Source organism: Kribbella sindirgiensis (assembly GCF_004331435.1).
Taxonomy (GTDB): domain Bacteria; phylum Actinomycetota; class Actinomycetes; order Propionibacteriales; family Kribbellaceae; genus Kribbella; species Kribbella sindirgiensis.
Window position 1 is genome coordinate 256,485 of record NZ_SJKA01000009.1, and the last position, 19,643, is coordinate 276,127.

Below are 19,643 nucleotides of genomic sequence, written 5' to 3' on the forward strand. Positions count from 1 at the left end.
CCCAGTGTTTGGCATAGGTTTCGGCGAGTGAAGATCGCAGTCGTACGGGAGACCAGACCGGCGGAGCGCCGGGTCGCGCTGGTGCCGGAACAAGTCGCGAAACTGATCGAGCTCGGCTACGAGGTCGCGGTCGAGCCGGCCGCCGGTGAGCGCGCGCTGTTCTCCGACGACCAGTACCGCGACGCCGGCGCCGAAGTGGCCTGGGGCGCCGACCACGCCGCGACCATCGTGGCGTCGGTGCAGCCGCTCGAACGCGAGCGCCTGCAACGGTTGCATGCCGGTACGGCGCTGATGTCGTTCCTGCCGACGAACCCGCCAGACGTGGTCCGGACCGCAACCCGGGCCAAGCTGACGGTGTTCGCGATGGAGCTGATCCCGCGGATCTCCCGGGCCCAGTCGATGGACGCCCTGTCGTCGCAGGCGCTCGTCGCCGGGTACCGGGCCGCGATCGTCGCCGCCGAACGGCTGCCGCGCTTCTTCCCGTTGAACATGACCGCGGCCGGTACCGTCCCGCCGGCCCAGGTCCTCGTCCTCGGCGCGGGCGTGGCCGGCCTGCAGGCGATCGCCACCGCGAAACGACTCGGAGCGGTAGTCAAAGCGTACGACGTCCGTACGGCCGCCGCGGAGGAGATCGCGTCGATGGGCGCCGTACCGATCGAGCTCGAACTCGGCACCCTCGACGGCCCCGGCGGGTACGCCCGCGAGATGACCCCGGAACGCGCGCAGCTCCAGCGTGAACTGCTCACGCCGTACGTCGCCGCCGCGGACGCCCTCATCACCACGGCCGCCGTACCGGGCCGGACCGCGCCGATGCTGGTGACCCGGCAGATGGTCGAGCAGATGAAGCCCGGTTCGGTCGTGGTCGACCTGGCGTCCGAGCAGGGCGGCAACGTCGAAGGATCCGTCGCCGGGACCGAGCTGACGATCGGTGACGCACTGGTCTGGGGCGGCGCGAACGTACCGTCGCAGATGGCCGGGCCCGCGTCCCGGCTCTACGGCCAGAACATCGCGAACCTGATCCGGCTGATGACCCGCAACGCCGCCTTCGATCCCGACTTCGACGACGAGATCGTCCGCGGCTGCTGTGTCACCCACGACGGCGCCGTACTCCACGAGCCCACCCGAGAGCTTCTGAAGGGCCAGGCATGACGGAATCCATCGCGTTGCTGACGATCTTCGTACTCGCGGCGTTCGTCGGCGTCGAGGTGATCAGCAAGGTCTCCTCGACGCTGCACACACCGCTGATGTCCGGGGCGAACGCCATTCACGGCGTCATCCTGGTCGGCGCCATCATCGTCACCGGCGCGGCCGACTCCGCGATCGTGGTGATCGTCGGGCTGCTGGCCGTCGTCCTCGCGACGGTCAACATGGTCGGCGGGTTCGTGGTCACCGACCGGATGCTGGAGATGTTCAAAGGTCCGGGGGCTCGCAAGAAGGAGCTGCACAAGTGATCCCCACCTGGGCCCAGATCGGCTATCTGGTCGCCGCGGTCTGCTTCATCGTCGCGCTGAAGGCACTGTCGTCGCCGCGCAGCGCGCGGACCGGCAACCTGATCGGCGCCGCCGGAGCGGTCCTCGCGGTGATCATCACGTTCGCCGCCTACAAACCCGACCACCTGGTGCCGATCCTGATCGCGCTGGCGATCGGCACCGTCGGCGGTGTGATCGGGTCGCGGCGCGTGCAGATGACCCAGATGCCGCAACTCGTTGCCCTGTTCAACGGCGTCGGCGGCGGCGCGGCCGCGCTGGTCGCCCTGCTCGAGCTCGGCGACGTCCCCTCCGAGGCGACGGTCGCGGCGATCGCCACGGCGTTCACGATCCTGGTCGGCGCGATCAGCTTCTCCGGCTCGGTGGTGACGTTCGCCAAGCTGCAGGAGCTGATGACGACCCGTCCGGTGACGTTCCCGGGCCTGCCCGTGCTGTTCGTCGCCTCGCTGCTCGGCGGTATCGCGCTCGCGGTCTGGCTCGTGTCGGATCCGCGCGTGTGGGTCGGTGTACTGCTCTGCCTCATCGGTCTCGCGATCGGCGTCATGCTGGTGCTGCCGGTCGGCGGTGCCGACGTACCGATCGTGATCTCGTTGCTGAACGCCTTCACCGGTCTGACCGTCGCCGCGGGCGGTTACGTCCTCGGCAACACGCTGCTCCTGGTCGCGGGCACGCTGGTCGGCGCCGCCGGTACGTTGCTGACCAAGCTGATGGCGGACGCGATGGGACGGTCCGTCTTCAACATCCTGTTCGGTGCGGTGCGCGGCGGATCGACGCTGGGTGCGGGTACGGCGTCCGACCGGCCCGTCATCTCCGGCGGACCGGAGGACGTCGCGATCCTGCTCGGGTACGCGAACAAGGTCATCATCGTGCCCGGGTACGGTCTCGCCGTCGCGCAGGCGCAGCACACACTCCGCGACCTGGTCGAGGAACTGCAGAGCCGCGGCGTCAAGGTCGACTACGCCATCCACCCCGTCGCCGGCCGCATGCCCGGCCACATGAACGTGCTGCTCGCCGAGGCCCAGGTCCCGTACGAGCAGCTGCGCGAGATGGACGACATCAACGGCGACTTCAAGACGACGGATGTCGTCCTGGTCGTCGGCGCCAACGACGTGGTCAACCCCGCCGCCCGCAACACCCCGTCCGCCCCCATCTACGGCATGCCGATCCTGAACGCCGACGAGGCCCAGCGCGTCATCTTCCTCAAACGCTCCATGCGCCCCGGCTTCGCAGGAATCGAGAACGAACTCCTCTACGACCCCCGAACCACGCTGCTGTTCGGCGACGCCCGAGACTCCCTCACCAAACTCCTCACTGCCCTCAAAACGGTCTAGACCCGCACCAAATACAACGGCCGTCGGCGCCCGCTCAAGCGGTGCGCCGACGGCCGCACTGTTTTCCGGTAACTAATTGGCACCTACTGGCAGAAAGTTTCCGCAAACCGGCCCCACAAGCAGGTGGCCGCCCCCGGCCAACGACCTCCCCCGGCCAGTGCCGCCCGTTGCCCGCGCCGCGTTCGCTCTGTTTGACTCTGGTCCCGAGAGGCCGGGCGGCGCACCCATTCCTCTCGCCCTTCCCGCCCCACAGAGGAGAACCCCTTGACCAGCCGCACCAAGCCCCTTTCCCGCACCTGGGACTGGGGCTAATCCACCCACCCCCCCTGCGCCGCCCGAACCCCCAACTCAAACCGCCCCGAAGCCCCCACCTGCTCACTCAACTTAGCCGCCATCCGCCGCACAGTCCGCATCGAAACCCCAAGCTTTCGAGCCACCTGTTCGTCTGTAGCCCCCTGGACGAGGAACCGTAGGAATTCAGACTCCTGGCTACTGATGCCGCCCTCTCGGGTCCGCTGCTGGTCCTCGAAGGGGTTCACGCCCCGCGTCCAGTAACTGAGGAACAACTCTCGCGCCATCCGTACGACCGCCTGACTGTGATGCACGACAGCCCCCACGGAGCTGTCGTCCGGGTCGATCCCCAGTACCGCTGCGTCGCCATCGAAAATGACAAGTCTGAAAGGTGTCGAAGGTGCAATGCGAACCTTTCCGCCCAGCTGGAACAACAGTTGTGCGAGATCGCGCCCACCTGGCTTCCTGAGCAACGTCTCGGGATAGACATATCGAATCTCGACGCCGCGCTCAAGATTCGGTCGATCAGGATGATTGTCCGGGTCCATTGCTGTTGACGACTCTGCGCTGAGCAGTCCCCAAATGGATTCTTTCGGCTGAAACAGCTGCATTCGCTGATTGGCGCGCTCGCGGCCCTCCAGGATTTCGACGTCCCGAGTCGACTTCTGCACCACGAAATTTGCGTAGTCTGCAATGAACTTCCCGGCCATGTCTTGGTCGGCGCGGAGAGCTTGGGCCAAGCCGTCGAGCTCTTGTTGTCGGCGACCACTCATGCGTTCGAACGCGATGGCTGGATCCACTGCATATTCCCAGCCTTCGATCCAGCCCGGCACAAGAAGTTCCAATTCGCGAAGTGTTTCCAGCGCGCTTTCAGCGGCGGCAGAGGTCAGGTTGAGCCGGTCGGCAAGGTCCTGGTGACGTGCGCTCTGGGTCAGCTCCGGATCCTGCAGCAGCGCGCGGTAGACCGCGAGTAGCTCGTCCGTGAGTCCGAGCGAACCGAACACGAGCCGTCAGACCCAGCCGCGCTTTGCGGCTGCTACTCCGAGTTCGAAGCGGCTGGCGGCGTCTAGGCGTTCGGAGAGGTTGGCGGTGATGCGGCGGGCTGTGCGGAGGGAGATGCCGAGGAGGCGGGCCACCTGCTCATCTTTGGCGCCGCCGGCAAGCAGGCGCAGTACCTCGGCCTCGTGCGGAGTGAGCGGCGTTTCGTCGTCGCGGTCGTCGGCGTCGAACATCTCCGTCGCGCGGGACCAGTAGGCGTCGAAGAGCGCGAGGGCAACGGAGACCACAGCCGGAGTCCGGTGAATGACCGCGCCGGCAGTCGGGCTCTCCGGGTCCATCGGCATGACCGCGATCTCCTGGTCGAAGATCAGGAGCCGCATCGGCAACGTCGGGGTGACCCGCACCTCGCCGCCGAGCCGGTGCATCGTCGAGGCGTACTCCAGCGCCGGCCTCGACGACGTCATGCTCTGGAGATAGAGGGTTCGCAGCTTGATGCCGCGCTCGAGCAGCTCGAAGTCGGGGGACTTGAGGGATTGCGGGATCGATTCGTCGAAGTGCGCCGGCACCAGTCCCCAGAAGGTGTCCTTGGCCTTCAGTGCGAGCTCCTCGATTCGGCGAGATGCGTTCGCGCGGCCCTTGAGCACCTCGACGTCTCCGCTGGTTCGCGACGTGAGCAGTTCGTTGTACTGCTCGGCGATCACTTCGGCGGAGGCTTCGGCTTCTTTCAGTTCGCCGAGTGCCTGGTTCAGCTCGGTCCTGCGCCGTTCGGCCAGGCCGGTCAGCCCGACGCGGGGATGGACCGCGTGCTCACCTTCCGGGTTCGTCCAGGTCGGAACCAGGAGCTCCAGGTTTCGGAGCTTGGTCATCAGTTCCTGGACGTCGCTCGTCGAGCGGTCTACTAGCGCGGCAATCTGCTCGGGCGTACTGTCCGGATGGCTGAGAAGGGCGTGATAGACCGCAAAAGTGGCTTCGTCCACCCCCAGCGGCTCCAGCACGATCCTTCTCCTCCAGAAACTTGTCGGAACCGACCATATACAGACAGCGTCGACAAAGAGGACACAACGGTCGGGTCTGGATTATTTCGAAAGGTCGAAATGTGATCAAGAAGTTGCTGAGTGTAGCCGCCGCCACGCTGTTTCTAGTAGCTGCTATAGCGATCCCGGCCTCGGCGGCTGACGTGTCCGAGCCGGCCTGTGGCTCTGTCGCGGCCTGCTGGTAGACGCTGGTCGTTGGCTCTCAGCGCGTCCCGTAGACTGCTGGTGTGGCTCGTGGCGATGGTCGGCTTACTCATGAACTCGACCCGCAGGATCTGGGTCCGCAGGACGCCTGTGGCGTCTTCGGGGTCTGGGCGCCGGGGGAAGAGGTTGCCAAACTCACCTACTTCGGGCTCTATGCCTTGCAGCACCGCGGGCAGGAGTCGGCCGGGATCGCGGTCAGTAACGGGAGTCAGATTCTCGTTTACAAGGACATGGGGCTGGTCAGCCAGGCCTTCGACGAGGCCACTCTGGCTTCGCTCCGCGGGCATATCGCGATCGGCCACTGCCGGTACTCGACGACCGGGTCCAGTGTCTGGGCGAACGCGCAGCCGACGTTCCGGTCCACCGCGACCGGGTCGATCGCGCTCGGTCACAACGGGAACCTGACCAACACCAGTGAGCTCGCCGCGAGCCTGAACGGCGAAGGTGACCTTGATCTCGGTCTGGACGCCGATGTCGATCACGCGAAGGCGAACGCGAAGCACGGTGCGTCGAGTGACACCGACATCCTCACCTCGATGCTCGCCGGGTACCCGGACCTGACCATCGAGCAGGCCGCCGCGAAGATCCTCCCGAAGGTCAAGGGCGCGTTCAGCCTGGTCTTCATGGACGAGAACACGCTGTACGGCGCCCGCGACCCGCAGGGCATCCGCCCGCTGGTGCTCGGCCGGCTGGAGCGCGGCTGGGTGATCGCGAGCGAGACCGCCGCCCTGGACATCGTCGGCGCGAGCTTCATCCGCGAGGTCGAGCCGGGTGAGATCGTCGCGATCGACGCCGAGGGTCTCCGGTCGACCAAGTTCGCCGAGCCGGACCCGAAGGGCTGTCTGTTCGAGTTCGTCTACCTGGCCCGCCCGGACACCCAGATCTCCGGTCAACGGATCCATTCCACCCGGGTCGAGATCGGCCGGCGGCTGGCGCGCGAGCACCCCGCCGAGGCGGACCTGGTCATCGCGACCCCGGAGTCCGGCGTACCGGGCGCGATCGGGTACGCCGAAGAGTCCGGCATCCCGTACGGGGCGGGCCTGGTCAAGAACGCGTACGTCGGCCGCACGTTCATCCAGCCGAGCCAGACGATCCGCCAGCTGGGCATCCGCCTGAAGCTGAACCCGCTGCGCGAGGTGATCGAGGGCAAACGCCTGGTCGTGGTCGACGACACGATCGTCCGCGGCAACACCCAGCGGGCCGTGATCCGGATGCTGCGCGAGGCCGGCGCCAAGGAGATCCACGTCCGGATCACAGCGCCGCCGGTGAAGTGGCCGTGCTTCTACGGCATCGACTTCGCCAGCCGCGCCGAACTGATCGCGAACGGCCTGAACACCGAGGAGATCTGCCGCTCGCTCGGCGCGGACTCGCTCGGTTACATCAGCCTGGATGTCCTGGTCGAGGCCACCACCGTGCCGAAGGAGCGGCTCTGCCGGGCCTGCTTCGACGGGGTCTACCCGGTGGCGCTGCCGGATCCGGAGCACCTCGGCAAGCACCTGCTCGAGCTGCCGGTGGCCACCGATGTCGACGGCCTGGCCACGGTCTCCGGCGGTGCCGGCGCCGCGGACGCCCTCAGCCGTCCGTAGTAGGGAGAACAGAAACGTGAGTCAAGGCGCGAGTTACGCCGCTGCCGGCGTCGACATCGAGGCCGGTGACCGGGCCGTCGAGCTGATGAAGGAGTGGGTGGCGAAGGCGACCCGCCCCGAGGTGGTCGGCGGGCTGGGCGGTTTCGCCGGGTTGTTCGACGCGACCGCGCTGACGTCGTACCGGCGGCCGCTGCTGGCGACGTCGACGGACGGGATCGGGACCAAGGTCGCTATCGCGCAGAAGCTGGGCAAGCACGACACGATCGGGTTCGACCTGGTCGGGATGGTCGTCGACGACCTGGTGGTGTGCGGCGCGGAGCCGTTGTTCATGACCGACTACATCTGCACCGGCAAGGTGGTGCCGGAGACGATCGCGCAGATCGTGAAGGGCATCGCGGAGGCGTGTGTCGAGGCCGGTACGGCGCTCGTCGGCGGCGAGACCGCGGAGCACCCGGGGCTGCTGGAGCCGGACGAGTACGACGTGGCGGGTGCGGCGACCGGTGTGGTCGAGGCGGACGAGGTGCTGGGCGCGGAGCGGGTGCGCGCAGGGGACGTCGTACTGGCGATGGCGTCGTCGGGACTGCACTCGAACGGGTACAGCCTGGTGCGGCACGTGTTCTTCGACCGCGCGAAGTGGACGCTGGACCGGGTCGTGCCCGAGCTGGGGACGACGCTCGGTGAGGTGCTGCTGACGCCGACGCGGGTGTACGCCAAGCATTGCCTGGAGCTGATCCAGGCGCTGAACGGCGACCAGAAGCCGCTGCACGCGATGTCGCACATCACCGGCGGCGGCTTCGCCGCGAACCTGGCACGGGTGATCCCGGACGAACTGTCCGTGCGGATCGACCGCTCGACGTGGACGCCGGCGCCGATCTTCGGACTCGTCGGGCTGCTCGGCGACGTCGCGCTGCCCGAGCTCGAGAAGACGCTGAACATGGGCGCCGGCATGGTCGCCGTACTGGACCCGTCGGCAGCGGACGCAGCCGTGCAGGAGCTGGCTGCGCGCGACATCCCCGCCTGGGTGTGCGGCGAGGTCACCGCGACGCCTGGCGGCACGGTCGCCCTCGAAGGCACCTACGCCAAGTAGGTCAGCTCACCACCTGCGAGCGGTTCCGGAGTCCAGTCGTCCGACGCCTCGGGCGGCTGGATCGCTGGTCCCGTCACAGGTGGAGCTGATGTGATGGAACACGTCGGCACACGGTGAACCGCCCAGCCACCCGCGAGGGGCACCTGAGCAGCTCAGCCGGGCTAATGCTTACCGACGGGGGTGGTAGTCGTCGGCGTCGTCACCGTCGCCGTCGTTGTCACCGTTTGCAGAACGGTCGCCACCCTGGTCACCGGACAGCTCTCGCTTGAGCTGGTCCAAGTCGGTGTCCCAGGTGCGGTACTTCAGGTCGCGTGCGACCTTCGTCTGCTTGGCCTTTGCACGGCCGCGCCCCATAGCGTCGACCCCCTCGCACAAGTCAACCGGGTACGCTGCGTGGCGCCCACGGATCAGTCGTCAGTAATCGTGGTTCAAGGATACCCGGAGCGGCGGATCGACACACGCACCGCCCCCTGGCCGAACCCCGCAGAGGTCCGATCACCGCGTCGGCGGGGCGGGCCGGTCCCCTCAAACCAGCCCGCCCCGCCGCCTCCGCCCCCGTTACTTGACCTCGCGACGTGAGCTTGCCCACAGTCCGAGGACGGTCGGAAGAACGATCCAGACGCCCACCGCGACCAGCGTCTCGGGCACCATCCCGTGCAGGTCACGCTCCGCGATCCGGCCGAGTGCGCCGAACACGTCCAGCCAGTTCGCGTTGTCCTTGAACAGCGCCGGCCCGGCCAGCGACCAGGCGGTCGGCGCGATGAAGTACGCCAGGATCGCGACCGCGGTCTGCGGGATGACCGCACCGAAGGCGGCGCCCATCACGACGTTCAGCGCGACGGTCAGGTAGCCCCCGGCGAGCAGCCCGCCGAGCCCGGCGTACGACGCCGCGTGGTCGGTGATCCCACCGGCGAGGGCGGTGCTCGCGAGCGCCAGCGCGACGACCACGGTCATCACGACCACGCTCAGCACGACGGCCGAGACGAACTTCGCCAGCTGCACCCGGACCCGGCGCGGGGACAGCGTGAAGGTGGTCAGCGCGGTCCGCTGGGTCCACTCCGACGTCATCGCCATCACGCCGATCACCGGCAGCAGCAGCATCACGCCGGTGGACGCGGCACCGAGGAACCCGTCGACACCGGCGGCGCCCTTCGGCAGATGAGTCATCTGCCAGGTCAGCGCGGCGATCGCGAGCAGCAGGATCGCGGCGATCAGGACCCGGCCGCTGCGGGTGTTGACGGACTTGCGGAGCTCGATGGTCACGAGCTTCAGGAAGGACTGGCCGCGGGCGGGCGGCAGGCTGGTCGCCACCTCGCTGCGGTGCTTGGCGGTGGTCGCGGGCGCGACGTCGGTCACGGTGGTCATGAAGGTCTCCAGAAGAAGAAGTAGGTCAGGCGGCGGCAGGCGTGGCGGTCAGCTGGAAGAACAGGTCCTCCAGGCCGGCGCCGTCGCTCTGGCGGAGTTCGAGAAGGATCTGACCGGCCGCGGCGGCAGCCCGCCCGACCTGTTCGGCGGTGGCGTCGACGCGCAGCGCGCCGTCGTGCAGCGGCTCGAGGTTCAGGCCGGCGGCGGTCAGGGCCTGGTTCAGGCCGATCGGGTCGAGACCGCGGACGAGCGTGCCGGATCCGGCCAGCAGCTCCTCCAGCGAGCCGTTGGCGACGATCCGGCCGCCGCCGATCACGACCAGCCGGTCGACGGTCGCCTGGACCTCGCCCAGCAGGTGGCTGGACAGGATGACCGTGCCGCCGCGGGAGGCGAAGTCCTGCAGCAGCCCGCGCATCCACCGGATGCCTTCGGGGTCCATCCCGTTGGCAGGCTCGTCGAGGATCAGTACGGCGGGATCGCCGAGCAGCGCACTGGCGATACCGAGCCGCTGCCGCATACCGAGCGAGTACTGACCGACGCGGCGCTTCGCGGCGTGACCGAGTCCGACCGCCTCGAGCATCTCGTCGGCGCGCGTCTTCGGCACGCCGAGCAGGCTCGCGTTCAGCAGCAGCGTCTCGCGGCCGGTGCGGCCCGGGTGCTGCGCGGCGGCGTCCAGCATGACCCCGACGACGCGGCCCGGGTTCGGCAGGTCGGCGTACCGCTTGCCGGTGATGGTGGCGGTGCCGGAGGTCGGCGGCGTCAGCCCGGTGAGCATCCGCAGCGTGGTGGACTTGCCGGCGCCGTTCGGGCCGAGGAAGCCGGTGATGCTGCCGGGCTGCACGGTGAACGACACGTCCTGGACAGCCGTGGTGCTGCCGTACCGCTTGGTCAGGTTCTCGACGGTGATCATGACATCGAGTCAACCGTCAGGCACCCCCGTCGCACATCGGACGAGCGGCTGCCGTCACCCCCTACGAAAGTCGTGAGATCGGCTCCGGAACCCACCCGGAAGGGGGACGTGATCGCGTCGACCGTCGAACTACAGTGACGGAATGCGACGGTTGCGCCGGTGGTACGCCTGGTGGGTCAGGCATGCCCCGCGGCTGCGCGACATCCTGTACGTCGGCTTCAGCCTGCTGACGATCGTCGCGCAGGCCGCGTCCGGTGGCGGCGGCTGGAGCCCCAAGGACTGGTATGTCCTCGGCGCCGGCATCGTCGCCTCGGTCGCGCTGCTCTGGCGCCGCCGGTTCCCGGTGACGGTGACCGCGGTCGGCGTCGTCGCGATGCTGACCGGGGGCATCTTCGTCCCGATGGGACTCGCCCTGCTGACGTTGTCGATCCGTCGCCGGGACCTCGCCCTCGCCTTCCTCAGCGTGGCCGCGTACGCCGCCTACGTCGTGCACACCGTGAGCACCGGCGGCGCGTTCTGGGTCGCGGTGTTCACGGCGCCGTTCCTGATCGGGACCTTCGTCGCGATCGGCGCCTATATCGGGGCCCGCCGCGACCTGATGGCGTCGTTGCGGGACCGTGCCGAGCGTGCCGAGGCCGAACGCGAACTGCGCAGCGAGCAGGCCCGGCTGGGCGAGCGCGCCCGGATCGCGCAGGAGATGCACGACGTCCTCGCCCACAAGGTCTCGCTGATCGCGCTGCACGCGGGCGGTCTCGAGGTGAATCCGTCCGTCGGCCCAGACAAGGTCGAGGGCTCGGCCCGGCTGATCCGCGAGACCGCACGGCAGGCGATGGAGGACCTCCGGGAAGTCCTCGGCGTACTGCGGTCGGACGTCAGCGTCGACGGGACGGACCTGACCCCTGTCCCGAAGGCCTCGGATCTCGAGCGGCTCATCATGGCTTCCCGCGACGCGGGAGTCGCCGTGGGGTACGACGTCTCGCTGCCCGACGACGTACCGGTGTCGGTCGGGCGGACCGTCTATCGCCTGGTGCAGGAGTCGCTGACCAATGTGCACAAACACGCGCGCGGCGCCGCGACCGACGTACAGGTCCATGGCGCACGGGGTGAAGGTGTGACGGTCAGGGTGACGAACGTTCGTCCGGTGGCTGCTGGTTCACTGCTGCCTGGTGCCGGTGCCGGCCTGGTCGGTCTGCGGGAGCGGGTGCAGTTGGTCGGCGGCCGGCTCTGGACCGGACCGACGACGGAGGGCGGCTGGCGGGTGGAAGCCTGGCTGCCGTGGGCGGACGGCCGCGAGTCCTCCGACACCCAGGTGGCGGACCAGATCGAGGCGTTGCGCGGTGACGCGGTGTTGCACGGAGACGAAGGAGAGCGATGACTCGGCTGCTGATCGTGGACGACGAGGCGTTGGTGCGGGCCGGGCTGAAGATGATCCTCGAGTCCGACGACGAGTTGGAGGTCGTCGCCGAGGCCGAGGACGGCGCGGACGCGGCGCGGATGGTGAAGGAGCATCGGCCGGATGTCGTGCTGATGGACATCCGGATGCCGCGGCTGGACGGGCTGGCCGCCACCCGGGAGGTGCAGGCGCTGCCGGATCCGCCGAAGATCGTCGTCCTGACGACGTTCGACCTCGACGACTACGTGTTCCGGGCGTTGCAGGCCGGGGCCAGCGGGTTCCTGCTCAAGGACACGCCACCGCGCGAGCTGGTGCAGGCGATCAAGGTGGTCGCGGCCGGGGACGCGATGCTGTCACCGGCGGTGACGCGCCGGCTGATCGGGCACTTCGCCGGCGATCCGCGCGCCGACCGGAAACGGTCCGCTCAGGAGCGGATCAACAAGCTCACCGACCGCGAGCGTGAGGTGCTGGTCGCGGTCGGCCGCGGCCTGCAGAACGCCGACATCGGCCGAAAGCTCTTCATGAGCGAGGCCACCGTGAAGGCCCACGTCTCCCGCGCCCTGGTGAAGCTCGACGCGACCAATCGCGTCCAGGTCGCGATCCTGGCCTACGAAGCCGGTCTGCTCGACGACTGAGGACAGAAGGCAAAAGGAAACCGGCCCGATCCGTCGGAGGGGTGGGGGCGACGGTTCGGGCCGGTTCCGAAGTCAGCGTGCCTGGGGGGATAGGACGCTGACGACCGGCGACGCCCAATGGGGGGAAGGGCGCCGCCGGTCAGGACTCAGACGCGGCCGAAGGCCACGCTGCTGGTCCAGATCTTGCCCTTCTTCACCGGAACGCCCGGCTTCGAGGAGTGCCACAGCATGTTGCCACCGGCGTAGATGCCGACGTGGTACACACCGCCGCCACCATTGCGGAAGAACACGAGGTCACCCGGCTTGGCGGCCTTGCGGCTGATGTGCTTGGTCGCGCTGTACTGCTGGCGCGACGTACGCGGCAGCTTCTTGCCGGCCTTCTTGTACACGTAGCCGGTGTAGCCGGAGCAGTCGAAGCCGCGGGTCGTCGTGCCGCCGTAGCGGTACGGCGTGCCCTTGAGCTTGGCCGCCTCGCGGAGCACCTTGGCCCGGAACGTGGTGGTGCCGCTGCTGGCGCCGTACTTGCCGTAGAGCACCTTGTGCTTGGCGGCCCAGGTCAGCCGGCCCCAGGTCTTCTTGTCCATGTAGCCGGTGGCCTTCAGGCCCCACGACGTCTGGAACTTCTTCAGGACCCGGACGGTGCTGGTGCCGAAGTAGCCGTCCGGACCCAGGTGCAGGGCCTTCTGGACGTACTTCACGGTCGGTCCGCGGTCGCGGAACCGGAGCAGCGGCTTGCTGGCGACGCTCCAGTACCCACGCGGCGTCGCTGTCGCGGTGGTGGAGGTGGTCGCCGCGTTGGCAGCAGGAGTGGTGGTGACGGTGAGAGCAGCTCCACCGCCCACCGCGAGGCCGACCGTCAGGACGGCGGCGGCAGCCCGGGGAGTCCCCGGACGGCTGGTGGACCTACGGTGCTTCGCCAGAGTCCGGCCGGTAGGCCGGTTCGTACTGGACTCAGCGGTCTGGCTGACGGCGCGCAGAAGCGACGTCCGTCGGGCAGTGACGGGCATGGTTGTCTCCCGACGCCTGTGAAGTTAGCTGTCGGGTTCGGGCTGGGATTCATAGCCCGGTCCGCTCCCGCGGACTTCACCCCAGGGTCTCGGCCACTCACGGTCGAGACCCAACTTCCTGGGTCCCCCACCCCTGCCATGGTTTTCGAGGGGAGCACATGGGCCCTGGCAGGGCTCGGCGTTGACCCGTGTGCAGTTCGTGTTGTTTACCGAACCGCCGACGACTGTATAACAGAACGATCACGACGCAAACCCTCAGATCGACAAAGTCGCTCCCAAATGGCCCTGAGGGGGCCGCTGACGGGTCAGTAAGCCGTGGTGAATACCAGGTGTCCTGAGCGCGTCTGAGCGGGGCTGGGACGGCAAATGCGGGCTTCTGTGTGACCCCGGTCACATTCGGTGGTGGCTTTCTGTGACAACGGGCACAGAGGGTGGTCAGGGCACCCTAAAGTCCTTGCGTCTTCAGCTAGTTCCGAGCAGCTCCAGGAAGCGCTCCAGCCCCACGTTCCCGCCTGACAGCACCACTCCGACGCGCTCCGGCATCCCGTGGATCCGTCCGGCCAGCAATGCGGCCAGCGCACTGGCCCCACTCGGCTCCAGCACGATCTTCAGCCGCTCGAACGCGAACGTCATCGCCTCCAGGATCTCCGCGTCACTGACCAGCTCGAACGACTCCACCAGCCGCTGGTTCACCGCGAACGTCAGCTCGCCCGGCGTCGAGATCGCCTGCCCGTCCGCGATCGTCCGCGGTATGGCGATCTCCACCCGCTCACCCGCCGCCAGCGACCGGGCGTGGTCGTCGCCCGCGGCCGGCTCGACGCCGATCATCCGGATCCCGGGCGACAGCATCGTCGCCGCGGTCGCACAGCCGGCCATCAGCCCGCCACCGCCGACCGGGACGATCAGCGCGCCCAGGTGCCCGACCTCCTCGATCAGCTCGAGCGCCACCGTCCCCTGCCCGGCCATCACGTCCTCGTGGTCGTACGGCGGAATCAGCGTCCGCCCGCGCTCCGTGGCCAGCTCCTGGGCCAGCGCGGTCCGGTCCTGCGTGTACCGGTCGTACGTCACCACCTCAGCGCCGTACCCACGGGTCGCGGCCAGCTTCGTCGGAGGCGAGTCCTCCGGCATCAGGTTCACCACCGAGGTCCCGGCGAGGCGTGCCGCCAGCGCGACGGCCTGCGCGTGATTCCCCGACGAGTACGCCGCCACGCCCGCGGCGAGCTGCTCCGGGCCGAGGCGGCTGATCGCGTTGTACGCCCCGCGGAACTTGAACGCGCCGATCCGCTGGAAGTTCTCCGCCTTGAGGAACACCTGCGCCCCGACGCGCTCGTCGAGCGTCCGCGAGGTGAGGACCGGCGTACGGTGTGCGACACCCTTCAGGCGCTCTGCGGCGGCCTGGACATCTGTGAGACTCAGCACGATCCGACGTTATCCGCGGGCGATGTCAAAGTGCGTGGGGCCGCTCCGTACTGATGGATGAGAGGCGCCCACCACCGGACGCCGTACGAGAAGGAGTCATCGTGAAGTACCTACTGGTCCTGAACGTCAACCCCGACGTGATCGCCGCACTGCCCGAGGCGGAGCAGCAGGCGATCGGCAGTGGACATCAGAAGTTCATGGACACGATCAAGGCGTCGGGCGAGTTCCACAGCACGGTCGCGCTGCAGCAGCCGGCGGAGTCCGCGGTGGTCAAGGTCCGCGACGGGCTCCCGGCCGTCACCGACGGGCCGTTCGTGGAGTCGAAGGAGTTCCTCGGCGGCTACTACCTGGTCGACGTGGCCTCCCGGGAGCGCGCCTGCGAGCTGGCCGCGATGATTCCGGACGCCGGGATCGAGGGGCTGGGTGTCGAGGTCCGCGGGGTCGAGTTCGCGGACGGTCTCTGAGACGACGAAGGAGGGTTTCTCCACGGACTCGTGGAGAAACCCTCCTTGTTTTACGAGGTTTTCGAGGTCCTACAGGTCGACAGGGGATTGCAGGGGTTTCAGTCGGTCTGGTCGTCGACCTTCGCGTCGGCGGCGTTCTTCTTGATCGACTCGATGCCGTTCTCGGCCGCGGCCTTGGTCGTGTAGCTCTCGCTGCTGGTCGCGATCACCTCGCCGTTGCCGGCCTTCAGACGAAACCGGAACTCGCCGGACTTGTCCTTGTACAGCTCGAACTTCCCCGCCATCGGTGTACCTCCATAGAGAGTGGTATCGCTCCGCTTCGGAGCGTAGTCCTCTCCGGACGCCTCCGCCGCCCGCACACGCCCCAAGGACCTACGACTTGGCGACGCCGCGGATGCCGGCGACGACGAGTTCGAGGCCGAGGTCGTAGTACCGGTCGCGGGACGACGGGCAGATCAGCGCGCTCGCCGCGGACGTGATCAGCGGGTAGCGCTCGGGGGAGAGGGCGCCGAGCGAGGCGCGCTTGCGTCGCAGCGACGCCTCGCGGGCCTCGGGGTCGCTCACCTCGCGGACGATCGGGTCGGTGGTGACCAGCGCGATCAGCGAGCAGATCGACTGCCGGCCGACCTCGGCGGCGTCGTCGGCGGAGAACCCGCCCTCGATCAGCAGTCCCAGCGCCCGCTCGGACAGCGCGAGTCCGGACTCGGTGACCAGGATCCGGGACAGCGTCAGGTCCGCCAGCCGCGGATGCGCGCGCAAAGCGCTGAGGAACGCGCCCAGCAGCGCCTGCAGCTGCACGTCCCACGGCTCGTCGGTCGGCTCCGGGAGTACGACGTTCGCGAGCAAGCGGTCGCCCAGCGCCGCGAGCAGATCGTCCTTGTCCTTGAAGTGCCGGTACAGCGCCATCGGCGTGACGTCGTGCTGCGCGGCCAGCTTCCGGAACGAGACCGCGGCCGGTCCCTCGTCGTCGGCGATCGTCAGCGCGGTGTCGACGACCTTCTCCGGGTCGAGGCGGCGCGAGGTCTCTTTGGTGATCACGTTGACAAGTCTACACCGTACACCTAGTGTCTACTCCGTAAGCTTACACCGTATACATACGGCGTAGACCCAAGACTTCCGAATGAGGTACGGCGATGCGACGCAGTCCCTGGGCCACCCTGGCGGTGCTGGCTCTCGCGCAGTTCATCGTGGTGCTGGACGTGACGATCGTGAACGTCGCGCTGCCCCACATCCAGGCGGACCTGAACTTCTCCGCCGACTCCCTGCAATGGGTGATCAACGCGTACACGCTGCTCTTCGGCGGCTTCCTGCTGCTCGGCGGGCGGATGGCCGACCTGCTCGGGCCGCGCCGGGTGTTCACCGCCGGCCTGCTGCTGTTCGGTCTCACCTCGCTGGTCGCGGGGCTGTCGAACTCGCCCGAGTTCCTGATCGGCGCCCGGGCCGTCCAGGGCCTCGGCGGCGCGCTGCTGTCACCGGCCGCGCTGGCGATCCTGACCATGACCTTCGCGCACGGACGGGAACGCAACATCGCGATGGGCGTCTGGGGCGGTCTGGCCGGCCTCGGCGGCACGCTCGGTGTCGTCGCGGGCGGCGTACTCGTCGACTCGCTGAGCTGGCAGTGGGTGTTCTTCGTCAACGTGCCGATCGTGCTCGCACTCGTCGCACTGATCCCGGTGTTCGTGCCCGACGTACGGCACGCGACAGGTCGCCGTACCTTCGACACGCTCGGAGCGGTGCTCGGTACGACGGGATTGATGGCCGTCGTGTACGGCGTCGTGCGGTCGGAGCCGTCCGGATGGGGATCGTTCGAGGTCGTCGGCGTACTGGCCGCAGGGGTCGTCCTGCTCGCGGCGTTCGTCCTGGTCGAGACCCGGTCGGCGGCCCCGCTCGTCCCGTTGCGGTTGTTCCGGTCGCGGGCGTTGAGCGTGTCCGGTGCATCGCTCGCGCTGAACGGTGCCGGGTTCCTGTCGATGTTCTTCCTGACGGCGATCTACTTGCAGCAGGTTCGCGGCGACAGCGCGCTCGACGCCGGCATCCACTTCCTGCCGATGGGCGGCGCGGCGATCGTCGGCGCGGTCCTCGCATCACAGTTGGTCCAGCGGTTCGGGACGCGGACGGTTCAGCTCGCGGGTGCGGTTCTCAGTGTGGCCGGGCTGCTGTTGCTGTCGCAGGCGGATGCCACCGGTAGCTACAGTTCGCAGTTGCTTCCCGGTCTGATCGTCTTCGGATTCGGCATCATCGGCGTCGGCGTACCCGGTCAGATCAACGCTGTCTCCGAGGTCCGTCCCGCCGAGGCCGGTGCGGCGTCGGGTGTCGTCAATGCGATGTACCAGGTCGGCGGCGCGCTGGGTCTGGCGATCGTCACGACGCTGTCCATCACCCACACCACCAACGAACTCACCCACGGCGCGACCCAGCTCCAGGCTCTCCAGGCCGGGTACGAGCGCGGCCTGCTCGCAGCGGCAGCGTTCGCCGTAGCCAACGTCCTGCTGACCTTCGCCACCCCGCAACTCCAGCCCACAGCGGAACAACTCACCGAAGCCACCGCCGCAGCATAAGTTGCCTGCGGCAACGTCCGGCCGATCTAGAGTGGTTGCCGTGCCCCCTCTGATCTGGCCGGACTGCCGCAACGTCCGAGACCTGGCCGGCCTCCCGACCACAACCGGCGAACTTCAGCCGGGCCGCCTGATCCGCAGCGACAACCTCGACCAACTCACCCCACCGGACGCGCCGCTGTCGAATCCCTCGCCATCAGCAGATTCGTGGACCTCCGCAGCGCTTGGGAATGCGAGACGTGGCCGTCCCCGTACGCCGACGACGCCCGGTGGCGGAACGTTCCGCTCTGGGATCCGAGCGACCCGGACGTGTCGGACCTGGACCTGTTCGAGATGTACCGAATCCTGATCGACGACTACAACGCTCGCGTCGCGTCCGCCGTGATCGCCATCGCCGATGCACCGCCCGGTGCCGTGGTGGTGAACTGCCACGCAGGCAAGGACCGGACGGGAGTCGTCATCGCCTTGACCCTGGACCTGGCCGGCGTACCGCAGGACCTGATCGCCACCGACTACTCCGACGTCGACGCAGCCACGATGCTGCGTCTGCTTTCCCATGTGCGGAAGAGGTACGGCGGGACGCGGCAGTATCTGTTGAATTCAGGGGTGACCACTGAGCAATTGAAGGCGCTGACCAGTCGTCTGACGGGGTGAAACCCGGGGCGATCCCCGATGTTTGTGCTGTCCGCTGCCGGAAGGGTTGAGGCAACGGAACGGACAAGAGGAGATCGGGATGCTGGTGGCATTGGTGACGGCGGCGGTTGTCGGGTTGACGCCGGGGGTGGCTTCTCCGTTGCAGGAGAAGCTCGATGGCGTGGTGGGGATCGGGGCCGTTGCCGAGGTGCGGGACGGTCGGGCGGTGTGGCGGGGTAGCAGCGGTGTTGCGGAACTCGGCAGTTCGCGGAAGGTTCCGGTGGCCGGGCGGTTCCGGATCGGCAGTATCACCAAGACGTTTGTCGCCACCGTCGTACTGCAACTCGTCGCCGAGAAGCGGATAGGTCTCGAAGACTCGGTGGAACGCTGGTTGCCGGGCGTCGTGCCGAACGGCGCGAACATCACCGTGCGCCAATTGCTCAACCACACCAGCGGTTTGTACGACTTCAAGGACACGTTGCCGATGCCGCCGAGCCCGGAGTTCTACGCGCTGCGCTACCGCACGTGGACCGCCGCGGAGCAGATCGAGCGCGCCCTCGCGCATCCGCCGGTGTTCGACACGCCGGGTTCGCGCTACGACTACTCGAACACCAATTACCTGCTCCTCGGCGAGATCATCGAGAAGGCGACCGGCCGGACGTACGCCGAGCAGATCGAACGCCGCCTGATCCGCCCGCTCAAGCTGCACGGTACGACGCTTCCCGGTACGTCGCCGTACATCAAGGGACCGCACGCGCACGGGTACATCCCGAAGGACGGCGGGCAACTCGACTACACCGAGATGAACCCGACGCTGTTCGGCGCGGGCGGCGACGTGATCTCCACGACCCGCGACCTGAACCGCTTCTTCGCGGCCCTGCTCGGCGGGCACCTGCTCCCGGCCCGGCTGCTCGACGCGATGAAGACGCCGGGTACGCCGGACAAGGCGTACGGCCTCGGGCTGTCGTGGCACGACACCACGTGCAAGATCCGGGTGTACGGCAACGACGGCGACGCGCTCGCGTACCAGGCCTACTCGTTCTCCACGGAGGACGCCCGGCGGCAGGTCACCGTCGCCGTCACCCCGCACCTCCCGGACAACCCGGACAAGTCCGTCGACGCCTTCGTGGACCAGGCAATCTGTCGCTGAAACCGGTCACCGGATGTGACATTGTCCGCTCGGCGGTTTGGTGATCGAGGGAAACGGCGACACTGGTATGGATGCCTTGTTGCCATCTCCCGA

Annotated in this window: 19 protein-coding genes, 1 pseudogene and 1 riboswitch; of the genes and pseudogenes, 11 read left to right on the top strand and 9 right to left on the bottom strand. The window is 68.1% G+C overall.

What is annotated here, in order from left to right:
* The first annotated feature begins 27 nt into the window (after positions 1–27).
* Genes E0H50_RS26130 through E0H50_RS26140 form a run of 3 tightly spaced genes read left to right on the top strand, consistent with a single transcriptional unit; the run spans position 28 to position 2,818 of the window.
* Complete coding sequence (locus tag E0H50_RS26130) at positions 28–1,149, top strand: NAD(P) transhydrogenase subunit alpha (RefSeq protein ID WP_131293104.1); 1,122 nt, start codon at positions 28–30, stop codon at positions 1,147–1,149.
* Positions 1,146–1,451, top strand: a complete 306-nt coding sequence (locus E0H50_RS26135; RefSeq protein ID WP_131293106.1) for an NAD(P) transhydrogenase subunit alpha part 2 — start codon at positions 1,146–1,148, stop codon at positions 1,449–1,451. Before E0H50_RS26130 ends, E0H50_RS26135 begins: the two co-directional genes overlap by 4 nt.
* A complete protein-coding gene (locus E0H50_RS26140) occupies positions 1,448–2,818 on the top strand; it encodes an NAD(P)(+) transhydrogenase (Re/Si-specific) subunit beta (RefSeq protein ID WP_131293108.1) in 1,371 nt (456 codons plus the stop codon). The genes E0H50_RS26135 and E0H50_RS26140 overlap by 4 nt, the downstream gene beginning before the upstream one ends.
* A gap of 308 nt (positions 2,819–3,126) precedes the next feature.
* Here E0H50_RS26140 and E0H50_RS26145 read toward each other — a convergent pair whose 3' ends face one another.
* Together E0H50_RS26145 and E0H50_RS26150 are read right to left on the bottom strand one after the other, a co-directional pair.
* Positions 3,127–4,113, bottom strand: a complete 987-nt coding sequence (locus E0H50_RS26145) for a LuxR C-terminal-related transcriptional regulator (RefSeq protein ID WP_131293110.1) — start codon at positions 4,111–4,113, stop codon at positions 3,127–3,129.
* 6 nt (positions 4,114–4,119) lie between these two features.
* On the bottom strand, positions 4,120–5,103 hold the full coding sequence (locus E0H50_RS26150; RefSeq protein ID WP_238151215.1) for a helix-turn-helix transcriptional regulator: 984 nt from the start codon (positions 5,101–5,103) through the stop codon (positions 4,120–4,122).
* A 266-nt stretch (positions 5,104–5,369) separates the two neighbouring features.
* Between E0H50_RS26150 and purF the strand changes: the two genes are divergently transcribed.
* Both purF and purM read left to right on the top strand, forming a co-directional pair.
* Positions 5,370–6,932, top strand: a complete 1,563-nt coding sequence (gene purF, locus E0H50_RS26155; protein WP_131293112.1) for an amidophosphoribosyltransferase — start codon at positions 5,370–5,372, stop codon at positions 6,930–6,932.
* Between the two features lie 16 nt (positions 6,933–6,948).
* Positions 6,949–8,019, top strand: a complete 1,071-nt coding sequence (purM, locus tag E0H50_RS26160; protein WP_131293114.1) for a phosphoribosylformylglycinamidine cyclo-ligase — start codon at positions 6,949–6,951, stop codon at positions 8,017–8,019.
* A gap of 168 nt (positions 8,020–8,187) precedes the next feature.
* On the opposite strand, the gene E0H50_RS26165 is transcribed toward purM, so the two are convergent.
* The 3 genes from E0H50_RS26165 to E0H50_RS26175 all read right to left on the bottom strand — a co-directional run bounded on the left by E0H50_RS26165 (position 8,188) and on the right by E0H50_RS26175 (position 10,294).
* Positions 8,188–8,373 (bottom strand): DUF3073 domain-containing protein, encoded by a 186-nt coding sequence (locus E0H50_RS26165; protein ID WP_131293116.1) that lies wholly within the window; start codon positions 8,371–8,373, stop codon positions 8,188–8,190.
* A 204-nt stretch (positions 8,374–8,577) separates the two neighbouring features.
* Positions 8,578–9,384, bottom strand: a complete 807-nt coding sequence (locus tag E0H50_RS26170) for an ABC transporter permease (RefSeq protein ID WP_131293118.1) — start codon at positions 9,382–9,384, stop codon at positions 8,578–8,580.
* 25 nt (positions 9,385–9,409) lie between these two features.
* A complete protein-coding gene (locus E0H50_RS26175) occupies positions 9,410–10,294 on the bottom strand; it encodes an ABC transporter ATP-binding protein (protein ID WP_131293120.1) in 885 nt (294 codons plus the stop codon).
* Positions 10,295–10,436: 142 nt separating this feature from the next.
* On the opposite strand from E0H50_RS26175, the gene E0H50_RS26180 reads away from it, so the two are divergent.
* Both E0H50_RS26180 and E0H50_RS26185 read left to right on the top strand, forming a co-directional pair.
* The gene (locus E0H50_RS26180) at positions 10,437–11,669 is read left to right on the top strand and encodes a sensor histidine kinase (protein WP_131293122.1); all 1,233 of its coding nucleotides are present in this window, start codon (positions 10,437–10,439) and stop codon (positions 11,667–11,669) included.
* The gene (locus E0H50_RS26185; protein WP_131293124.1) at positions 11,666–12,322 is read left to right on the top strand and encodes a response regulator; all 657 of its coding nucleotides are present in this window, start codon (positions 11,666–11,668) and stop codon (positions 12,320–12,322) included. Before E0H50_RS26180 ends, E0H50_RS26185 begins: the two co-directional genes overlap by 4 nt.
* Before the next feature lie 146 nt (positions 12,323–12,468).
* Here E0H50_RS26185 and E0H50_RS26190 read toward each other — a convergent pair whose 3' ends face one another.
* Both E0H50_RS26190 and E0H50_RS26195 read right to left on the bottom strand, forming a co-directional pair.
* On the bottom strand, positions 12,469–13,329 hold the full coding sequence (locus E0H50_RS26190) for a C40 family peptidase (RefSeq protein WP_131293125.1): 861 nt from the start codon (positions 13,327–13,329) through the stop codon (positions 12,469–12,471).
* Positions 13,329–13,496: riboswitch (cyclic di-AMP (ydaO/yuaA leader) on the bottom strand. It overlaps the preceding gene by 1 nt.
* A 295-nt stretch (positions 13,497–13,791) precedes the next feature.
* Positions 13,792–14,748 (bottom strand): pyridoxal-phosphate dependent enzyme, encoded by a 957-nt coding sequence (locus E0H50_RS26195; protein ID WP_131293126.1) that lies wholly within the window; start codon positions 14,746–14,748, stop codon positions 13,792–13,794.
* A gap of 101 nt (positions 14,749–14,849) precedes the next feature.
* Here E0H50_RS26195 and E0H50_RS26200 point away from each other — a divergent pair, with 101 nt between their 5' ends.
* Complete coding sequence (locus E0H50_RS26200; RefSeq protein ID WP_131293127.1) at positions 14,850–15,212, top strand: YciI family protein; 363 nt, start codon at positions 14,850–14,852, stop codon at positions 15,210–15,212.
* A gap of 98 nt (positions 15,213–15,310) precedes the next feature.
* On the opposite strand, the gene E0H50_RS26205 is transcribed toward E0H50_RS26200, so the two are convergent.
* Positions 15,311–15,496, bottom strand: a complete 186-nt coding sequence (locus tag E0H50_RS26205; RefSeq protein ID WP_130387097.1) for a YegP family protein — start codon at positions 15,494–15,496, stop codon at positions 15,311–15,313.
* Between the two features lie 88 nt (positions 15,497–15,584).
* Positions 15,585–16,250 (bottom strand): TetR/AcrR family transcriptional regulator, encoded by a 666-nt coding sequence (locus E0H50_RS26210; RefSeq protein WP_131293128.1) that lies wholly within the window; start codon positions 16,248–16,250, stop codon positions 15,585–15,587.
* A 95-nt stretch (positions 16,251–16,345) separates the two neighbouring features.
* On the opposite strand from E0H50_RS26210, the gene E0H50_RS26215 reads away from it, so the two are divergent.
* The 3 genes and pseudogenes from E0H50_RS26215 to E0H50_RS26230 all read left to right on the top strand — a co-directional run bounded on the left by E0H50_RS26215 (position 16,346) and on the right by E0H50_RS26230 (position 19,550).
* On the top strand, positions 16,346–17,770 hold the full coding sequence (locus tag E0H50_RS26215) for an MFS transporter (RefSeq protein ID WP_131293129.1): 1,425 nt from the start codon (positions 16,346–16,348) through the stop codon (positions 17,768–17,770).
* Positions 17,771–17,810: 40 nt separating this feature from the next.
* Positions 17,811–18,421 (top strand): annotated as a pseudogene (locus tag E0H50_RS43920) (tyrosine-protein phosphatase).
* A gap of 79 nt (positions 18,422–18,500) precedes the next feature.
* Entirely contained in the window at positions 18,501–19,550 is a 1,050-nt protein-coding gene (locus E0H50_RS26230) for a serine hydrolase domain-containing protein (RefSeq protein ID WP_131293133.1), read from the top strand.
* Positions 19,551–19,643 lie beyond the last annotated feature (93 nt).